Here is an 18,737-nt window from a genome sequence, read left to right on the forward strand (position 1 = left end):
ACTTTTGTTACCTCTGTGGAAAAAATCCTGAAAGAATTTGGAGAAAACTATGTAATTAATTTTGTCTAGCTACTTATTGACCCACCAGACGAGTGTCACCCCGTCAAGTCACGCTTGTTGATTCGGGCTGACGGCTTGAGGTTGGACGAGTTGAAAGTAAGGAAACACGGAATACTGACGTGCGAAATTCGATCGCCCATTAACAAAATTAGGACTTACGCACGGGGGCCAGAAACCGGGTTTTAGGAAAATCCTTCGTTTTTACCCAGAGATATAAGTAAAAAACCCCATTTCTTTGTCGGGAGTGCGTCTAGGACTGAAAATATAGGATGTTTTTTGATCTGGGGCTATCTGGAATCCTTTAGAATTGATTGAGCGGATTACCCATTTGCTGTTTTTGCAACCAGCAAAAAAACGGAAGCCCCCGACAATCGTTGTGGATACTCCCCAAATTTTAGACTAAAGCTCAACCTCCCAGATTTATCAAGGCGAGTCAAATCTAAAATCTAAAATCTAAAATCGACTGAGGGTTCGAGCAGTTGCATAGGTTAGAGGAGAGGTTGGGTTAATGCGTCGAGATTCAATATTTTACAAGTTATTTCAAGAAGCTCCGACGCTGCTGTTTGAGCTATTGGAAGAGTCACCATCGAATGCGGAACAGTATCGATTTGACTCCGTTGCTGTGAAGGAACCCAAGTTTGAAATTGATGGGGTGTTTTTGCCGCCGGATGCTGAGCCTGGAGTTGTATATTTCTGTGAGGTGCAATTTCAGCGGGATGAATTGCTTTATGAGCGATTGTTTGGTGAGTCGTTTTTGTATTTTTATCGCAACCGTCAGCGATTTACAGATTGGGAAGCGGTGGTAATTTATCCGAGTCGATCGACTGAACAATCAGAAACGCATCCGTATAGAGCGCTCTTGAGCAGCAATCAGGTGCATCGCGTATATTTGGATGAGTTGGGGGATATTGAACAGTTGCCGCTGGGGGTGGCGCTGATGGCTTTGACGACGATCGACGAAGCGAGTACGCCGGAAGTAGCGCGATTGTTGCTGGCGCGATCGCAGCGGGAGGAATCTGAAGCAGCGAGTCGCGCCATAATAGAGATGCTGACGACAATACTGGTTTACAAGTTTACAAGTTTGAACCGAAGGGAGGCAGAGGCGATGTTAGGGATTACGCTTGAGGAAACTCGGTTTTATCGGGAAGCTAAGGAAGAAGGCATCGAACAAGGCATTGAGCAAGGCATTGTGCAAGGCATTGTTCAAGGTCGCGAACAAGAAGGAAGAGCCTTGATTTTACGTCAGTTAAATCGCCGTCTGTTAAATCGGCGAGTTGGAACATTACCGGAATCTATCACGACTAGAATTGCTGATTTGTCGATCGAGCAAATTGAAACTCTAGCAGAAGAATTGTTAGATTTTCAGTCAATCGAGGATTTAGAGGTTTGGCTGGAGAATTTGCCGCAGGGAGATTGATACGAGGTTAAGAATTGCACTTGAGGGGGCGATCGCCCCATTTACGCGCACCAACACATCAAACGTACCCCTCTTCTATTTCCTGGGTTTTAGGGTTCTTTTCGTGCATCCGCCGTTGCTGAGAGGATGTTCAGGGTGCGATCGGGGATGATTCCGGCGGATTAGAAGCGGATTGATGATGGTGGAAGATGTTTTGGGCGATCGAACCTGCAGACTTATAGTCATTTCAAATAAGTATGAGACACTCTTTATGCACAATAAGCACGAATAACTTCATCAAGAGATGTGTTAGGAGACGCATACATTTTAGCTCTCTTTAATGCACTAAAATCATGCTCAATATCATTTAAGTCAGGAGAGTATTTTGGTAAAAATATTATCTGATGACCGGCCTCCTCAACCAATAGTCTAATGACCGTCTTACGATGAATGAGTGCATTATCCATAATCAATATAGATGGACTGGTTAAATCTGGTAACAAATATAAAGATAACCATCCTTCAAATCCTTCTGCATTCAAACTACCCATAAATAGCATTGGTGCAATTAAGTCCTTCTTTCCTTTTCTTCTTCCTGCTACTAAATTTTCTCTTTTTCCCCGTTTTCCTGGTCTTTCACCATAGACTTTATTTCCTCTTTTTGCCCAGGCATAGACAGAACCTTCAAATTCCTCAAATCCTGACTCATCAATGAATACAATACTTTTGCTGCCATAAATTTTAATTAATTGTCTCAGATTTCTATAATATTTCATTCTTTCTTCTCGATTTCTTTCTTTATAGCGAAGTTCTTTTTTTTTGTAATTTTCAATTTTTTTAAGGCATAGCAGATGGCACTCGGTCTGACGGAGAAAGTTTTTGCTCTTTCTACTAATCTTGCTTCCGGATTTTTTTCAACATCTTTTTTGAGGGCTTCCCAATCTAGCTTTCGTTGACGGTGAGTGACCTGAGTTGGTCGAAGGTCTTCCCAACGAGCGATCTATAAATTGTTGCTCTTCCTAACTTAAATATGGCGGCAGCTTTCGTTATACTCCCTCCATTTTCTACATAATTGACTACTTTTTGTCTGAGGTCTAGACTGTAAGCCATTTTTTTTTAATTAACTATTTTTATCGATTTTATCATGATCTTGCCTCTGTCTCACATTTATTTGAAATGACTATATATTAAATTAGACCTCTTGCAAAAAATAGCTAAGACGGGATCTCCGCCCCATTCCACAAGAAAAGATGATTTTTGTGGGATGGGCCGGAGATCCCGTCCTTATAATTTCATTAAAAGGACTTTTGCAAAAGGTCTATTTTCCTGTAGTTTCAGTCCCTCACAGTACCTCCGGCGAACGACTTCTTTTTAAAGCAATAGATAATTGCCTCAATCGTTCGCTAACTTCTAAATTCGATTCTTGTGACTTCAAGTTATCAGGTATTTCAGCAAACAGAAGTGGATTTCCCTGCAACCACTCATTGAGAGCAACGCCAGTCCAAGTACCTTCTTTGTCTCGGAAACTATCAACTAAACCCTTCAGTTCTTGAATACAGTATGACTCAAAACCAGCCGCACTGAAGATTGCATAAACTAAGTATTCTTCAAACGCACTAATATCATTTCCTACCTCAAAAACTACAGCTTCTTCTTGTGGCGATTTTATGTCATTAGAAAAATCTCCCACTATTTGCGCTGCTACCCCAGCAATTTGTGTTGCTATTCCTGTAACTCCTAATACTTGTTGCCGAATCTCCGAATTAAATAGTAAATCTGAACCATATTTTACATATTTTTTGAGAACCCTAAATGCAGCTTCTTCCCCACTATAGTAGTTATCAATAATTTCAATATCTACCCCTAAACTTTTGATTATTTTATTTCGAGTATCACTATTAACTGGGCCGCGAATCAGCGCTTCAGCAACTGGACGTGCAAAGCGTAAAAATAATACGCTTAAGCTATTCTCTAGTTTTGCTAAAAAATATTCCTCTGAATTTTCAATTAGCCTGGGTTTTACTTGATTACTTTCCCATAATAAACTTGTCATATATTCAACTAATTTTAATGCTTCATCCTTAAGTTCTAAAGCAAGTTGATGAGCAATTGCAGAGAGAAGCTTACTAATATCACCGTACAAATCATCACGCCAAGCAAAATTGGCTTTCATGCGGTCAAACTCTGGATTGGAGTTAGCAAGAAAGATAGTATCTTTCTTTTTAAATGTTTCCTCCCTGAGTTTCTGCATTTCATTGTCAACGATTTGTAAATATCGTTGTCTAAATTTTTCTATTTGAGTGAATGACTTAGCATTAGAACTATCTAAGGATTTGTTTATAACAGAATATTCATAGTATTTTTGTAAATCAGCTTTGATTGTTTCCCATTTTTGATTCCACCATTCGGTAAAGAAAACCCGCCGATTATTTTCTTCAAATAGCTTGGCTTCTTCAGGATTTTCGGGATACTTTTTGCTGACTGTAATATAAATCTGTTCTGAATTGCTGAAAATCTTATTGATAGACGCTTCGCATCTTTTCTTTAAAATCGAGACACGCTCAGTGTTGATATAGTTAAATATTTTTTCCTTAATTTCTGGAATTCCAGTACCATTTTTATTCAGAGTTTCGTCATCGGTAATTCCAGTCAGTCTCTTCAACTGAGCTTCGATATTACTTGCATCCCCAATCTCTAACTTAGTCTGTTCTCCTGCTAAACCATTCAAAATTAGATAGGCTCCGGCTGAACCATATACAATGCGTTCAGGTGGAAGCTTTGCACGCTTTAACCAGTCTTGAGATGCTTCTTCAATATGTGTTTTAAGCGCCTCTGCACTACCTAATGAATCAATCCGACTTAAAAATACAAAAAGCTTATCAGCAACGGTGACGTTTTTATCGCCAAGTTCGGTAAACTTGATTATTTCTAGTTCCTTTTCTCGGAGGCTAGTAAACCGCTGTACCAATATCACCGCATCACAGTCAGAGAGCATTGCTTGTGCTTCATCAACGTGCTTTGCTAAACCTGAATCTAAACCCGGAACATCATAAAAAACGATCCCTTCAGCTTGAGCAAGTTTGTTAGTATAAAGTCTAGCTTCTAAAACAGCGTGAGCATACTTTTCATCTGCTACATACTTCTTGAGTGGTTCTCTAATATCTTCGAGTCTAGTAAAGGGAAAAGTCAGATTACCTTCTCTTCTTACCTGTTGTAATGTTATTTCGTTTGCTCGTATAGTATTTAGGTCTTCTTTCGCCCCAACTTTCTCCAGTTCCTTGAGTAAGTTGATAAACTCTTCTTCAGTTCTCGCTTGTACTTCCAGCCTTTGTTCAGACTCGTTTTCAACTGAATAAATTTGTGTTGTGGTAAATGTGCATCTTCCTCCCTTTGCTGGAAGTAAATCACATTGCAACCAAGCATTAATAAAGGTGCTTTTTCCTGCTTTCTCTAACCCGACAACTGCAATGCGAAACTCGCGCTTTTTGAGTCTTTCAAGTTGGCGGCGAGTTGGTTCTGCTTCTTGTAAAAGTACGTCTTTTAATCGAGCCGGAACTTCGGCTTGGGGTAAGTTGGCTAAATTTACCGCGTGTCTTTGGATGTTTAAAGCGTCAGTGAGACGAGTCTCATAGTAAGAAGATGCTGTTTTCCAGTCCATTTTTATACTCCTTAAATGCGGTTAAATTTTTCTAATCCAGATAAATTTTCAAGACAAGCTAATTGTTTAACAATACACTGAGCTTGAAGTGGTAGATTCGTCTTTAAATAGTAAGGAATCTTTTTATCAATCAGGTTTCGACCATCATTAATATTGATTCTGAGATAAACTTCTCTTCTACTATCAAGTTGAATAGACTCACCTGTTATTTTTAAATATTGCTCATTTGAGTCAGCAACTTTAACAGTAGTACATAAAAAGTAAGAGGCATTATCTATGAGGTATGTTAGCTCATCAACTTTTAAATTTGAACGGTTTATGAAATTGCTTGCTATAGATGCTGGAATAACAAGACATAAATCAGCAGGAATTGGATGTGAAAAAATGGGTTGCTCTTTTATTTCTTGAACCGCCGATTTTATTTTATCCTGTTCCTTTTTATCAAGAGTTTGCTTATAAAAAAACAATCCAACGAATGTAAAAGCTGCTGCTACAAAAATCCACTCCATATTTCCTCCTTGAAAATTTTTTACCAGTTTTGCAGGTCGTTTTAATATTGGAATATTTCTTAAAATTGCATCCAACAAGTCATCAATAATTTTATTGTCTTCATCTTTATTAGCATGAGGTTTTATCCCAAAATAATCACATATTTTTCTTGTTTTTTCTTGTTCTAGTGATTGTTCTTCACCAAGTATCATCTGAATAGTCTCATATAAAAGACCTCTTTCAATCCCTTGTATTTGAGGATATATGTTATTACAAACTTGATCATATAGGCTTTTAGGATTTTCGGTTGCCACTAGATTTTAATGCTCCTCTTTTAAAACTTTTTCTAAGCTAGAAAATTCTTCTGCAAGGTTTTGAGCTTTTTGTTGAATAGGTTGCCAAACATTTTTTTGCTTTTCATAATCTAGAGTAATTTCTTGGTTAGCTTTATCAAGTCTGGTTTGATAACGGTCAATAATATCATTCTGAATTTTATCTACATTTTTTTTTAAACAATCAATTTGTTCTAGTAGCCAAGTTGCAATTTTGTTTACTATTTCTGCTTCTCCCTTTTTCGACTGAATAATCCAACCTGTTAGTAAATTTTCCACACTAGGTATTTCGGCATTATCACTAGAGCGTGTTTCATATTTCGTGTCATAAACAGTTTTTTTTGCTATCCATAATGTATACCAAATTCTTTCCTCTCTGGCAACCTGTACGGATTTTTGCCACGTTCCTTTGTTAATAGGAAAACCTGCTTCAAAACGAAAATTAAATGTAAGCTGACTATCAACTTTACTAAATTTAGATTCAGGGAATTTTATGGCTATATTAGGTGCAATATAATTTGCACCTTCTTCAATATAAGATAAGTGGCAATTGAAAAGTTCTACTACTGCCTGATACATTCTATTTAATTCTTGGTTAGAAATTTGCTTTAACACATCCTCCATTACAATATTCAAATGAATAGCTAGTTCATTTAATTCTTCATTTATTTGTTTAAGTTGATTCTTCTCAGAATCAGTTTTTGCTTCCATTATTTTACCTTCTTTAGCTACAGAAGCAGTATAACCTAAGTTTACAAGTCTGTTTAAGTTTCTTCCTAGCAAATTGACATTTAAAAGATTTGCTTTTTTTAAATTTGTACTGTCTAAGTCTACCTTTCCAGTTTCTAAAGACTTTGCTACTGCTTCTAATACTTGTTTAATTCCTTGACCTAATTCCCGTCTCCATCCATAAAGAGGATATAATTTTTCTCCTAATAGATTATAAGGTTCTACATTCTTAAGTTCTAAAATTGTTGATTCAAGATATAGCACAGGATCATCTTCTGACTGTTCTGCTATAACTTGTTTAATCTTTGTATCTATTCTTTCAAAGGGCTCTCTTAACTTTGTATCGCTAATTTGTAAGAAACGCTCAATGCATAATCTAATTTGTGATATCTTTTCGCATTCCTGTTGGTAGTGTTCTTCTGAACTGCTAAGAATGGCCGTGGTTGTTTGTACGGCCCACTCTGCTACAGCATTTCCAGCAGCTACATTAAAACGTTCTATAGCTTGCGGTATTACTAACTGTGGAAAGTGTTGAGTAATATGTTCCTTTAAGTGCTGCTGAAACTCTTCTGCATAAGATTTTTTCCATAATGCTTCAGCAACTCGGTTTCGGTCGTGTCTAGACCATTTTTGTACGTTACGTGGCAGGTCTTCTAATATATCTTCATCAATTAATCCATTGAAATTGTTATCCGCTTTTTTACACGCATCAACACTGAATATCTCATCATAATTTTGGATCTGAAGAGCCAGTAAAGCTGGCCATGTACTAAGTTTGACAACCTGCAACTTCTCAATATCTTCTGTATATTCTTTTAATTGGTCAGTCAATTCACTTTTAATACTGCAGATAGCATTTTCAAAAAAGCGATCTTCTGTGTCAGGCCAATTTCTATCGGCTCGAAAAACGTCAATCCGATTCAGAGTAAAGAGCATACGTGCAGGGGAACCCCCTAAATCTTTTACCTGCTGTACAACTTCTTGCAGTAAACTTTTTACTTTATGTGCATCGGTTTCTGCACTATTGTATGTTACTATGCACAATGCCTCTCGGCACTGTTTAATAACATCTGCGTTACCTTGATCGCCCACATAAGCCAAACCAGGTAAATCAAGAATTTTTACCCTTGTTCCTTGTGGTAGTTCCAGTTTAGACTCTTTGACAAGCCTGAAAGGGTAAAATATTGTAGATTGTGGGCAAGCTAAATTCGGTTGTTTTTCTCTGTTTTCGATATAACTTATCATTACTTGGTATAAGCGCTGATAAATTTTTTCCTCTCTGATACCTCTCCACTCTCCACATTCCCACAATGCTCCTGGTGTTTCATGAATTATTAGACACTTTTCCTTGCTATATTCGATAGTGACTGCCCCAGCGCTCATTTCACTTACGGCTACGGGGACAATTTCGGCTCCACATAACAAATTTACCAAAGTGCTTTTCCCACTACTGGTGGTTCCTGTCGTCGCAAGAGTCAGAGTTGGATTACGGAGTGCCTCAACCAGAATGCTTAAAGCCTCGTCTAATTTACTGGAGAGCTTTTGTATCTCAGGCTGATATGTATCTGGTAAATGCTCGGAAATTTCTGTATAAAAATTATTCCAGTATTTAGCAAGCAGTTGAGCTTTGAATTCTACTTCGTCAAAAACTTTGTATAATTGTTTACTCATGTGTTAAATACTGGTGTTGATAGTGAATATGTATTCTAGGTAACATATTTGAGTCGCAAGTCATAGAGGGCGGACAGCAGCACTGTTTAATTATGACTCTAGGTATAATACTATAACCTGTCCAGAGACGATCGCACTTTCTTTATTTAAATAAAGTTATAAACAGGCTCTTCAGATTTTTGCTGGTATTCAATTAGATTATCAGCGGCCGTTTCTGAATCCAGGTCTAAAACGATCGCACACACGCCGAAGGAGCGCTCTAAATTGCGATCGATTATACCCATATTCCCCAACCCCGCTGATCGAAATCTCGCACAATTAGCCAACAATCGATCGACTAAAACAAACCTCATTACCAAGGATTGCCAATCATTCTAAAAGCAGACCAATAATAAGGATGAGAGAAATTCTGACTCGCCGTGTTTGCCAATTCCGGGGGTAACGGCAGATTGCCAACAGAAGTGTGCAGCATCCCCCCTTCAATTCGCACTTCTCCCCGCAACATCGCTAATTGCGCTTGCTGCAGTGCTTCTGCTTTAATCGGAGCAGTTTTTAACTGCGCGTAAAACTCCGTCATCAATCCCAAACTGCCCTCGTCGCTGACATACCAGAGAGTCGCCATCGCCGATTTAACCCCGGCTTGCACGGCTAACCCGCCAAACCCCAACTCGGCCTCTCGATCGCCCACAGCAGTCTTGCAAGCACTCAAAACTAACATTTCCACTTGCGGGCTGTGCCATCCCATTTGCCGCAACTGATCCAAACGCAATTTAGTATCCCACAACTGAATAAAGGATTGGCTGGGCTCTCCTGCTCGAAATTCGGCGTGAGTAGCCAAGTGAATCATCCCAAAAGGATACTGCTGGCGCTGCGATTTTAAATTAGCCAGGGTGAAAGCTTCGTTCAAGAAAGACTTGCCGGGCCACTGCTGCGGCGTGATTGTCGATACTTCTATTTCCACCGCAGGCAAAGGACTCATATCTGGAAATTGCGACGCCCCCATTGCCAGAACTTGGGTATTTTTGAAATTGGCGACGCTGGTATCTGTCAAACTGAGACTCGGCATCGATCCAACACTGTAACGCTCTACCAGAAAGCCTTTGCCGTCGTGCAGTGCACCCATCGGTATCGATCGCAACCCCATATCTGAGATAAAAGATAAATTCTCAATGCCTTTGGCTTGCAGTTCTGCTTCGAGCGGCGCTACCATCCACTGGTAAAGTTGCTGAGCCAAGGGCAAATAACTTTTAGTGTTGCGCTTTACCGGATTAGTCAGTTCATCGCGAAATTTCCGAACAGCTTCCATTACCTGGGCGCGAGAGGTTCCAGGGATGCGCTGGCGAACGGGCAAACCTTCCGGGGTGATCACCATCATTTCCAGTTCGTCAGAGGCTTGAATTTGCTGTTCTACGCGCAAGATGGGGGAACTGCCGTAAGGCCGATCGACTGTAGAACCCCTGGGTACAAAGCTGATATAAATGAGAGCTGGTTTGATGCCTGTGGCTTGTTGGACACTGCGAAGGGTATTTTGGGCATCTTCTAGGGTGGCGATCGCAGTTGTTGATGGCAAATTTAGGTAATCGGTAAACTCCCTGGTAAATCTCTCCTCCACGGGAAAAATAACGGCATCGACGTTAGTTGGCAACTTGGAAGCGTCAAGATTCCCAGATGCGGGAGGTGAAATGCGCTGTTGCAAGGAATTAGATATCTGGTTTTGCTCTTGCAAGCTGGGCGAAAATAAACGATTTGTGCTGGGTGGCTGGTTGGCAGCGAGCTCCGGTGTCGGTATCGGTGCGAGATTTATCGGCGCAGCAGCAGGCGCAACCACTGGATTTTGAGTAATTGTTGGTGCTGGTGGCACATTTGAGACTGGTGCTGGATTTTGAGTAATTGTCGGTGCTGGTGGCACATTTGAGACTGGTGCAGGGTTTTGAGTAATTGTCGTTGCTGGTGGCACATTTGAGACTGGTGCTGGCGTCGGCGTTAATGTTTGTGCGGGTGCGGGTGAGGGTGCAGGAGTTGGCGCGGGTGCGGGTGCGGGTGCGGGTGCAGGAGTTGGCGCGGGTGCGGGTGCGGGTGCGGGTGCAGGAGTTGGCGCGGGTGCGGGTGCTGGTGCTGGCGCTGGCGCTGGTGCTGGTGCGGGTGCAGGAGTTGGCGCTGGTGCTGGTGCGGGTGCAGGAGTTGGCGCGGGTGCGGGCGCTGGTTCCGGCGCTGGTTCCGGCGTTAGTGTTTGTAAAGGTGTTGGCGCTGGCGCGGGTGTTGGCGCGGGTGTTGGCGCGGGTGCGGGTGCGGGTGCTGGTGTTGGCGCGGGTGCGGGTGCTGGTGTTGGTGCTGGTGTTGGTGCTGGTGTTGGTGCTGGTGTTGGCGCTGGAGTTGGTGCTGGTGCGGGTGCGGGTGTTGGTGCGGGTGTTGGTGCGGGTGCGGGTGTTGGTGCTGGTGCGGGTGCGGGTGCGGGTGCGGGTGTTGGCGCTGGAGTTGGTGCGGGTGTTGGTGCGGGTGTTGGTGCGGGTGTTGGTTCGGGTGTTGGCGCAGGTGTTGGCGCAGGTGTTGGTGCGGGTGTTGGTTCGGGTGTTGGCGCAGGTGTTGGCGCAGGTGTTGGTGCGGGTGTTGGTTCGGGTGTTGGCGCAGGTGTTGGCGCAGGTGTTGGCGCAGGTGTTGGTGCAGGAGTTGGTGCGGGTGTTGGTGCTGGCGAGACAGAAGAAGCCGTAATGTTAATTTGGGTCGGCTGTACTATCTGAGGATCGGGGCTGAAATAACTTCCCTGTGTAATAACATTTTCCTTCTTTGGACCCCCAGTGGCAATGCTGCCAGCAGTACCGTTGAGTTTGTTATAGTCGGCCCCAACGCTGAAAGGAGTGTTCGAGGCTTCGCCATTGTGGCGAATGGTGATATCTCCACCATTGGCGCTACCAGTAGTGGATGCGGAAATGCTGCAAGCTTGCGACAAGCAATTGTTATCGTTTGTGAAAGTGCCTGTAGCTCGGAAATTACCGCCGGCTGTAATGTCAATCTCTCCTCCGCCTGTTCGGCCTTCGGTGTTGATATGGGTTACTTGGATATCGTTGCGGGCGTTGAGAGTGACTGCCCCTCCTTGTTTTTCTTGGGAGTTGGCGTCTATGGACCCTGTTTGAATGCTGCTTGAGGGTGCTGCAATACTAACGTCTCCGGCGTTGCTGGTTTTGTCGATCGACCCTGCCTTGATATTGCCTGTTTCTACTTTTCCGGTACGGCTGGTGACGGTGATGTTGCCGCCTGCGGTGGTGTCGGAATGGGAGTCGAGATCGACAGTGCGAATGTCGCCACTAGCTTGTAGGGCGATTGGGCCGCCTTGGGAACTTGCCAGGTTTCCGCTGACTGTAATGGTGTTGGCTGCTTGAATGTCGATCGCCTGAGCGTTTGCATCTTTTAGTGCCACGTCCCCCGCAGCTAATGCTCGGTTAGAGGCCGTGAGTACCACTTCACCGCTGGCATTGACGCTGATGCCTGTAGCGTTTGTTTCACCAATGCCGGTGAGCAGTTCGGGCAAGGATGCGATCAAGAATGTCGAAGCTGTTGGCGCTGTTCCTGGGCTCGTCGCTGAGGGCGGCTCGATTTCCAAACTCAGCAAATTGCCTCGCTGGCTGACGCGGACTAAATTTTTCCCGATGACTGATGCTACGGTAATTTGACCGCCGGGGGCAGAAAGGCTGCCGGTGCCGACAACTGTGCCACCCACCAAGGTTAAGTTCTGCCCTGACTTGACTGCTAAGTCTGCCGTGCTGATAATTGCCCCTGCTCGATCGGCCCCAAAAGTAAAGGAATTGGGCGCGCCTGTCAGAGATGCGTAAGTGCTACTACCGACAGCGTTAAACGAGTTTGAACCAAATCCAATAGCGGTGGCGGTGGTTGCTGTGAAAGAAGCCGGCACGTTTAAGCTGGCACTGTTGCCAAATATGATGCCGGATGGATTCATCAGAAACAAGTTAGAGTTGCCGCCGGTTACTTGAATTAAGCCGTTAATAATCGACGGGTTGCCGCCGCCTATGCCCGCTAAAATGTTGCGAATGTTGGGGTTTGATATAAAGTTGGCAATCTGATTTTCCGACAAGCCGAATTCTTTAAAGCTGTGGAAAAGATTTTGTCGATCGCTCGATAATTGTCCGCCTTCAATATCGAAGCGAGTTGGCTGCCCAGGAGTTCCGTTTTGCGCTGCGGGAGTGACGGTAGTACCCGTTGCGTCCGCCGCTGGAACAATTGTTTGACCTTCGGCTTTTGCTTGCCAAAAGTAAAGATTTATTAAGACTATTTGCAGAGCAAGTGCCAGTTTGCTTATTCTTGCTTTTGATAAAAATTTCGACTTTTTTTGAATATTTTTGACGGCTTTCATAGGTTTTTAATGGGTAAAATATATAAATCACAGAAATTAGGTAAAGAAATCGGCTTTTTAGAAAAAACTTGGGTTGACGGCTGTGTCACTAAATATCTGCACATCTCTGCTGTGTCTGGTCAATGTGCATAGAAGATTGGAAATCCACCCCTCATTTTCAGAGGGGTATTAGTGAGTTATTCTGTGAGTCTTATTGCTAAGTAAGCTTGACCTGGTAAATGTTCACATTCCCTTGTTAGGAAAGCGATACGCTTTATCAACCTGTTTACTCGTTCCTTAATCGCCTTCGACACTGCATAATGCTGGTGTTTGCATCACGGTGTTATGGCCAGATGAAAGTGGTCAGTTAAGACGCTTGACGGCAGGTTCCGATGTTGTACAGGTGCTGACTAGAAATGCCAATATCTGCATAGGTTTTTCGGAACAGTTGAAGACGCTATATTTATGAAGCAACCGGGTTACTGACTGCAAGTACATTTAGGAGTCAATGGGTAGAATTTGCCTCTGCTTTTGCAATTTTCTCAGCGTATCTTCTCCACATTCTAAATATAACTTGAAATGCCTAGGCTCTGTATCTTCCGCATGACATATTAATAAAAAATAACAAAAACGGCTTTCCTAGAGGCTATCCGACGCCTAGAAACCCGGTTTTTTAAATATTATTGATAGTCTGAAGGAAGGATGGGGGTTCAAAAACTAGGTTTCTGCGTCCAAGACTAACCGGGAAACATCCCAAAATATTTTATACACAACAAAAAATACTATATGCTTGCCGAAAATTAAAATTATGGAAAGAAGAAATGAGAAGGAGTCAAAAGAAAGAATTCAGAAGGTAGAATACCCCCTGCCTCCAGTGATAGTTAAGGGTCACGGAAAGAATTTTTGTGATCCACGATTAAAATCGGGGCTTTAAACCTCGATTCTCGATCCTGTCGCACAGAATCCCTTCTGGATTCTGGCTGCTGAATTCTTCTTCAGTAAGTCAAATTGTTAGAGTGTTCAGAAACCCGGTTTATTTAAAAAACCGGGTTTTTGGGTTTATTTGTGTGAGCTTTTGTGAAGTAAAACTCCTTAAATCCGGCTCTATTTCCTTCTTGCAGTCAACTCCACTATTGCAGATTTTGAGCTGCTGCTTTTCGGTTTTAATCGATCGCCCTGTGGGTGTTTAAGGGGGTGTGCAGGCGGATTTGTGGCAGGATTTAAGAGTTAATTGGGTGAAGTTTGGACAGTGGGCGAGGGACTGGGTGAAGCAGAGCGCGGTGAAGCAGGGCGCGGTGAAGGATTTGCAGAAGGAGTGGATGGGGTGGATTTTTTGAGACCGACAAAAGCGTCATAACGGGTGGTACGATCGCCAATGACGGCCGCTGTAACGCCGATCGACCGCGTGGCGTCTATCCACATTTTTTGGTTGGGAGGAAACTCCGGCAAAGCTAGGTTTTTCGGGTTAAACGCACTCTCGGTGTCAATGAAGAAATTGCCGTTGTGGGGTTTAAGTTCCGATCGGACAGTCTTCTGGAACAGTTCGCTGCTTAAAAGCGGACTTTTCGGTTCCGGAACGATCGAATCAACCACGGGAGCTCCTACTGTCATAAACGCTACATTGTTCATCCAGCCGCGAGTTACCGTAATCCCTCCAAACGGCGATGTCCATTTAATCGCCGGTTTACCGCCGACTTGAATTTCCTCCACTCTAAATCCTTTACTTTTCATGGTTTCATCAAGCTGTTTCAGGGATTTGTTCGCTGCGCCCTGGTTGTTTGTTTCCACCATAAATACAAATCCGGCAGCAAATTTGTCTCGGGGATTCTGGGCGGGCGCTGGTATTAATGATAGAGAAAATTCTCCCGCCATCCAGTTCATCAAGTCTTTATCTAAATCCAAGCCGGTAGTGGATTTTAAACCTGTGCGTAAAACTTGGGGATTAATTGGGGAAATCGGGTTTGCATCGGCTCCTAATACGTAGTCTTGCCACAAACGCTGCAAGTTGCCGCCGGATACCATCATTATTGTATTGTTTGGCAGGCGGTTAACCATTTTTAGAGCATTGTTTTCTACTGCTATCCTTCTGGTAGAATCTGGTTTTAGCCAAGAGACTGATTTGAAGGCAATTCCTTCTACATCCAGCGTCGCTGTGGTGGCAAATCCCTGATTTTGTTGCAATTTTTCGAGGCTTTCTGGCGAAATTTCACGGGCTGAGTTGGCGGCCGCATAGGCGGTGGCAACGGGCATATTGACGTAGATTTGACCGAAGGCGCCCGGACTTTTTATTTTGTCTATGGCGTCTGCATAGCCAGGGGTTTTTGCTAGGGAAGGTTCGCCTTTGTAGGTGTCGATTATTCTGTCTGTAGCGCTAGGATCTGTGGTGACTGCTAGATAGCTTGTGCCGAGTACCGCGACGGAGAAATTGCGATCGGGTACGCCTTGAGTTTCTGTGACTTGCACACCTTTATAATTACGCTCAACTATTTTTCCTTGGCTGAGGGGTCTGGATTTTGCTAATAATTCTTTGGCTTTGATCGGGTTGGCAATTGGCAGGATAATTGCCACTGACTGTTGAATTGGCGGAGATGGGGGCGCGTTGGGTGCCGGCGAGGGGGCTGGTATAGCTATTTTGTTGCGGAGAAAGGCTACCATTGCTGTGTTACCAACCCAGGGTTGAATGTCTTGCTGGTAGGCGTAGCCGTTGCTTGTGAGCAGGCGATCGCGCATTTCCGTTAAAAACCTCTCAAACGAAGCTTTTGACTCCGGCGTGCCAAATTCTCGCAGTCTATTCCACTGCGATTCATCGGTGGTGATGGATAGGGCCATCATCGTATCTTGCGGGACAACCGTTGCCCCCGGCGGCAAATCTTTGGCGGGCCCACGGGAAATGACGAGGTAGTAGGTGACAAAGCCTAAACCGATCAGAAGTGTGGCGGCTCCGATCGTAAACAACAGGGAAGATTTATCTTTCTTAAACATTATTCGTAAGGTTCGGGTGCTCGCAACATGATAGATTATTTTCTTGGCTCATGTAGCAGATACATTAGCAGATACATTTAACCGGGCAAATTTAGGAAAGTTGAGTGTTGAGTGTTGACTGTTGACTGTGAGCCGAAAAACAAATGATGGTTGAGTGTTGACTGTTGACTGTTGACTGTGAGCCGAAAAACAGAAAATTGTGCTTATATTTGGTGGCAGATTGAAGGAGACTTTACCAGAACGATGCTACCGGATTTGATATAAGTCCGTGTAAGGAAACCCAACACAAAAAATGTGTCAAGACTTTGGTGAAATGGTATTAACTGAATCAGTTTCTGGCCTTAAAGTCTTTAAAGATTGTTTGAAACGAGTACATCAGCCGGTGGACATCGTTTGTGGCTCTAGGAAAAATGTTGAGTTCCCATTTTTTGCGAGCAGTAGTTAGCAGTTTTGCTATGGGTTGGGAGTAACTGTTAGAAATGAAATAGCTGCCGCCTTCGTAGCGAATGTCTGACGCTAAGCCGATAACAGCACCAGCCATTTCTAGTTTTAGTTCCGAGGTGCTGTGTTCCGATTTTACTGCTAAAATTACCTGCGAGTGTCGGGGTTCGCGGTTGAGCAAGCGGCAGATATTTGCTTCTTTTTGGTACAAAATTAAAACGTTACAGTTGTGCAAAACTCCGGCTCTACCTTGGACTTTTACTCCTAGGTGAACTTCCAGGGCTGGTTTGTCGGGAAATTCCACAACAGCATGAGTGTATGGATGTGCACTTCCGTGGATTTTTCCCGCTGTCTTTCTAAATGTTAAATATTTCGGTGTTTCGTCGTCTAAAACATTGTTGTAATAAATAGTACCGCCTTCATTAGCAACAGCTTTTAGCAAGATGGTGAAGAGGTAAGTATCAAAAATTCTGGCTTGTTCTGCCGCTGTGTTAAACTCTGGATCGATTGAGCTTTTTAATTTGCTTTTAATTTCGGAATTGATGGCGTAGTTGGTGGGCCCAGAGGGCAGTTTTTCCAGCAAGTGCTTGAGGGCGATCGCCTGTTTGTGACGGGGGGCTGTGACGCTGGAAGTAAACTCGATTGTTTGGGCAGTTTCGGAACCTGAATTGGCAAATGTAATTTTTGTGCCGAGGGGAGAGGTTTCTGATTCTACTTTCAAGAAATAAGCAATTTCGTCTTCCATTTCGGAAGTGTTCACCGTCGCTTGTTCGACAGCATCAATTAATAGCAAAAGTTGTTCTTTTGCGGTATAATCTTCTATCTTGAGCAGGGGTGTTTTTCTTTTGAGCGATCGCTCTTCAATTACTTTGCCTATCTCTACAGTATCCGCTACTTGTTGAACGACCCAACTCAAATTAAACTCATCCAGAATTGCCGCCAGTTCTTGATAGAGTTTGGCGTACTCGATCTCGTCCATAATTGTTTCTGCGCTGCACACTATTTTGATTATACAAGCAGATTTGATTTTTTGGTCAATGGCTTTTGAGCAACTACGCAGATTGCCTGTAATGGCGGATTGGTGAAGTGTTCGAGTGTCCCAATGGGGAAAATTTTTCTCTTCCGCGAACATCCATCCGTTACATCCGTTAAATCCCGTACACTGCTGGTTGCCGAACTTGCTGCTGCTTGAGAGAGACAATTGGGAGTAAGCTATTCTACGACATTTGTAGCGATCGAACTATGGCAACTATCAACGACAACTACCTCAAACTCAAAGCTGGCTACCTGTTTCCCGAAATTGGGCGCAGGGTGAAAGCCTTTGCAGAGGCGAATCCCGAAGCGCCCATCATTCGGCTGGGGATTGGCGACGTGACTGAACCGCTACCGGAAGCTTGTCGCCAAGCGATGGTGAAGGCGGTGGAAGACATGGGCTCGCGGGATAGCTTTAAAGGATACGGCCCGGAACAAGGTTATGAGTGGCTGCGGGAGAAAATTGCCGAGCACGATTTCAAGTCGCGGGGATGCGATGTTGATGCTTCGGAAATCTTTATTTCTGATGGTTCTAAGTGCGATTGTGGCAATATTCTCGATATCTTTGGCAACAATAACACGATCGCAGTTACCGATCCAGTTTATCCGGTGTATGTAGACACTAACGTGATGGCTGGACACACGGGAGATGCCAACGAAAATGGCGAATACGGTGGCTTAGTTTACCTGCCAATTACAGCGGAAAACAATTTTACTGCCGAAATTCCCACCGACAAAAAAGTCGATTTAATTTACTTGTGTTTTCCGAATAACCCGACGGGGGCAACTGCAACCAAGGAACACTTGCAAGCTTGGGTAAATTATGCTAAAGCTAACGGTTCGATTATTTTCTTCGATGCGGCTTACGAAGCGTATATTACCGATCCGAGTTTACCGCATTCTATCTACGAAATTGAAGGGGCGCGGGATTGTGCGATCGAATTTCGTTCTTTTTCCAAAAATGCTGGTTTTACGGGTACTCGCTGTGCGCTGACAGTTGTACCGAAGACTTTGACTGGAAAAGCAGCAGATGGTTCCGATGTCGAAATTTGGAAGCTGTGGAACCGCCGCCAATCTACTAAGTTTAACGGCGTTTCTTACATCGTGCAGCGCGGTGCTGAGGCGGTTTATTCTGAGGCTGGCAAGGCACAGATTCAGGCATTAGTCAATTTTTACATGGAAAATGCTGCGATTATTCGCGAGAAATTGACAGCGGCGGGAATCCAGGTTTTTGGTGGCGAAAATGCACCTTATGTGTGGGTGAAAACGCCTCACGGTTTGTCGAGTTGGGATTTCTTTCAGAAGTTGCTGGAAACTTGCAATGTGGTGGGAACTCCAGGTTCTGGTTTTGGTGCGGCGGGTGAGGGTTATTTCCGCATTTCGGCGTTTAATAGTCGGGAGAATGTGGAGGAAGCGATGAGACGGATTGTGGAGAAGTTTAAGGTTTAAAATCATCTTCTGCTTAAACTGAAAGGCCCCCAGTCCGCCAGGGAATGAATTCCCTGGCTAATAGCTAAAGTCCTCTGGAGAGGACTAATGAGTTCTTCAGTCCTCTTCAGAGGACTTTAGCTTTGAGACAGGGGTTTCAACCCCTGGCGGACT

The 18,737-nt window shown here is 43.7% G+C and carries 9 protein-coding genes and 1 pseudogene; 2 read left to right on the plus strand and 8 right to left on the minus strand.

Annotated elements, in window-relative coordinates; genetic code table 11:
* Positions 1 to 568 precede the first annotated feature (568 nt).
* Entirely contained in the window at positions 569 to 1,477 is a 909-nt protein-coding gene (locus QUA24_RS19795) for an Rpn family recombination-promoting nuclease/putative transposase (protein WP_333231465.1), read from the plus strand.
* 248 nt (positions 1,478 to 1,725) lie between these two features.
* Here QUA24_RS19795 and QUA24_RS19800 read toward each other — a convergent pair.
* The 8 genes and pseudogenes from QUA24_RS19800 to QUA24_RS19835 all read right to left on the minus strand — a co-directional run bounded on the left by QUA24_RS19800 (position 1,726) and on the right by QUA24_RS19835 (position 17,082).
* Positions 1,726 to 2,566 (minus strand): annotated as a pseudogene (locus QUA24_RS19800) (IS630 family transposase).
* 232 nt (positions 2,567 to 2,798) lie between these two features.
* The gene (locus tag QUA24_RS19805; protein WP_333231467.1) at positions 2,799 to 5,114 is read right to left on the minus strand and encodes a dynamin family protein; all 2,316 of its coding nucleotides are present in this window, start codon (positions 5,112 to 5,114) and stop codon (positions 2,799 to 2,801) included.
* Between the two features lie 11 nt (positions 5,115 to 5,125).
* Complete coding sequence (locus QUA24_RS19810; protein WP_333231469.1) at positions 5,126 to 5,917, minus strand: hypothetical protein; 792 nt, start codon at positions 5,915 to 5,917, stop codon at positions 5,126 to 5,128.
* 6 nt (positions 5,918 to 5,923) lie between these two features.
* Positions 5,924 to 8,335 carry a dynamin family protein gene (locus QUA24_RS19815; protein ID WP_333231471.1) on the minus strand — a complete coding sequence of 804 codons (2,412 nt, stop codon included), beginning with the start codon at positions 8,333 to 8,335 and terminating at the stop codon, positions 5,924 to 5,926.
* A 146-nt stretch (positions 8,336 to 8,481) separates the two neighbouring features.
* Positions 8,482 to 8,688, minus strand: coding sequence for a hypothetical protein (locus QUA24_RS19820; RefSeq protein ID WP_333231473.1), 207 nt, complete (start codon positions 8,686 to 8,688; stop codon positions 8,482 to 8,484).
* Entirely contained in the window at positions 8,688 to 12,701 is a 4,014-nt protein-coding gene (locus tag QUA24_RS19825) for a CHAT domain-containing protein (protein ID WP_333231475.1), read from the minus strand. Before QUA24_RS19825 ends, QUA24_RS19820 begins: the two co-directional genes overlap by 1 nt.
* A 1,206-nt stretch (positions 12,702 to 13,907) precedes the next feature.
* Entirely contained in the window at positions 13,908 to 15,662 is a 1,755-nt protein-coding gene (locus tag QUA24_RS19830) for a DUF3352 domain-containing protein (RefSeq protein WP_333231476.1), read from the minus strand.
* Positions 15,663 to 15,990: 328 nt separating this feature from the next.
* Positions 15,991 to 17,082 (minus strand): hypothetical protein, encoded by a 1,092-nt coding sequence (locus QUA24_RS19835; protein ID WP_333231478.1) that lies wholly within the window; start codon positions 17,080 to 17,082, stop codon positions 15,991 to 15,993.
* Positions 17,083 to 17,345: 263 nt separating this feature from the next.
* Between QUA24_RS19835 and QUA24_RS19840 the strand changes: the two genes are divergently transcribed.
* Positions 17,346 to 18,584 carry an LL-diaminopimelate aminotransferase gene (locus tag QUA24_RS19840; RefSeq protein WP_333231480.1) on the plus strand — a complete coding sequence of 413 codons (1,239 nt, stop codon included), beginning with the start codon at positions 17,346 to 17,348 and terminating at the stop codon, positions 18,582 to 18,584.
* Positions 18,585 to 18,737 lie beyond the last annotated feature (153 nt).

Origin of the sequence: Microcoleus sp. Pol12B5, assembly GCF_036701335.1 — a bacterium.
In the GTDB taxonomy this organism is placed as follows: domain Bacteria; phylum Cyanobacteriota; class Cyanobacteriia; order Cyanobacteriales; family Microcoleaceae; genus Microcoleus.

Bases quoted from the DNA above. Each gene is read 5' to 3' on its own strand.
- QUA24_RS19795 (WP_333231465.1), top strand. From the start codon at position 569: ATGCGTCGAGATTCAATATTTTACAAGTTATTTCAAGAAGCTCCGACG.
- QUA24_RS19805 (WP_333231467.1), bottom strand. From the start codon at position 5,114: ATGGACTGGAAAACAGCATCTTCTTACTATGAGACTCGTCTCACTGAC.
- QUA24_RS19815 (WP_333231471.1), bottom strand. From the start codon at position 8,335: ATGAGTAAACAATTATACAAAGTTTTTGACGAAGTAGAATTCAAAGCT.
- QUA24_RS19820 (WP_333231473.1), bottom strand. From the start codon at position 8,688: ATGAGGTTTGTTTTAGTCGATCGATTGTTGGCTAATTGTGCGAGATTT.
- QUA24_RS19825 (WP_333231475.1), bottom strand. From the start codon at position 12,701: ATGAAAGCCGTCAAAAATATTCAAAAAAAGTCGAAATTTTTATCAAAA.
- QUA24_RS19830 (WP_333231476.1), bottom strand. From the start codon at position 15,662: ATGTTTAAGAAAGATAAATCTTCCCTGTTGTTTACGATCGGAGCCGCC.
- QUA24_RS19835 (WP_333231478.1), bottom strand. From the start codon at position 17,082: ATGGACGAGATCGAGTACGCCAAACTCTATCAAGAACTGGCGGCAATT.
- QUA24_RS19840 (WP_333231480.1), top strand. From the start codon at position 17,346: ATGGCAACTATCAACGACAACTACCTCAAACTCAAAGCTGGCTACCTG.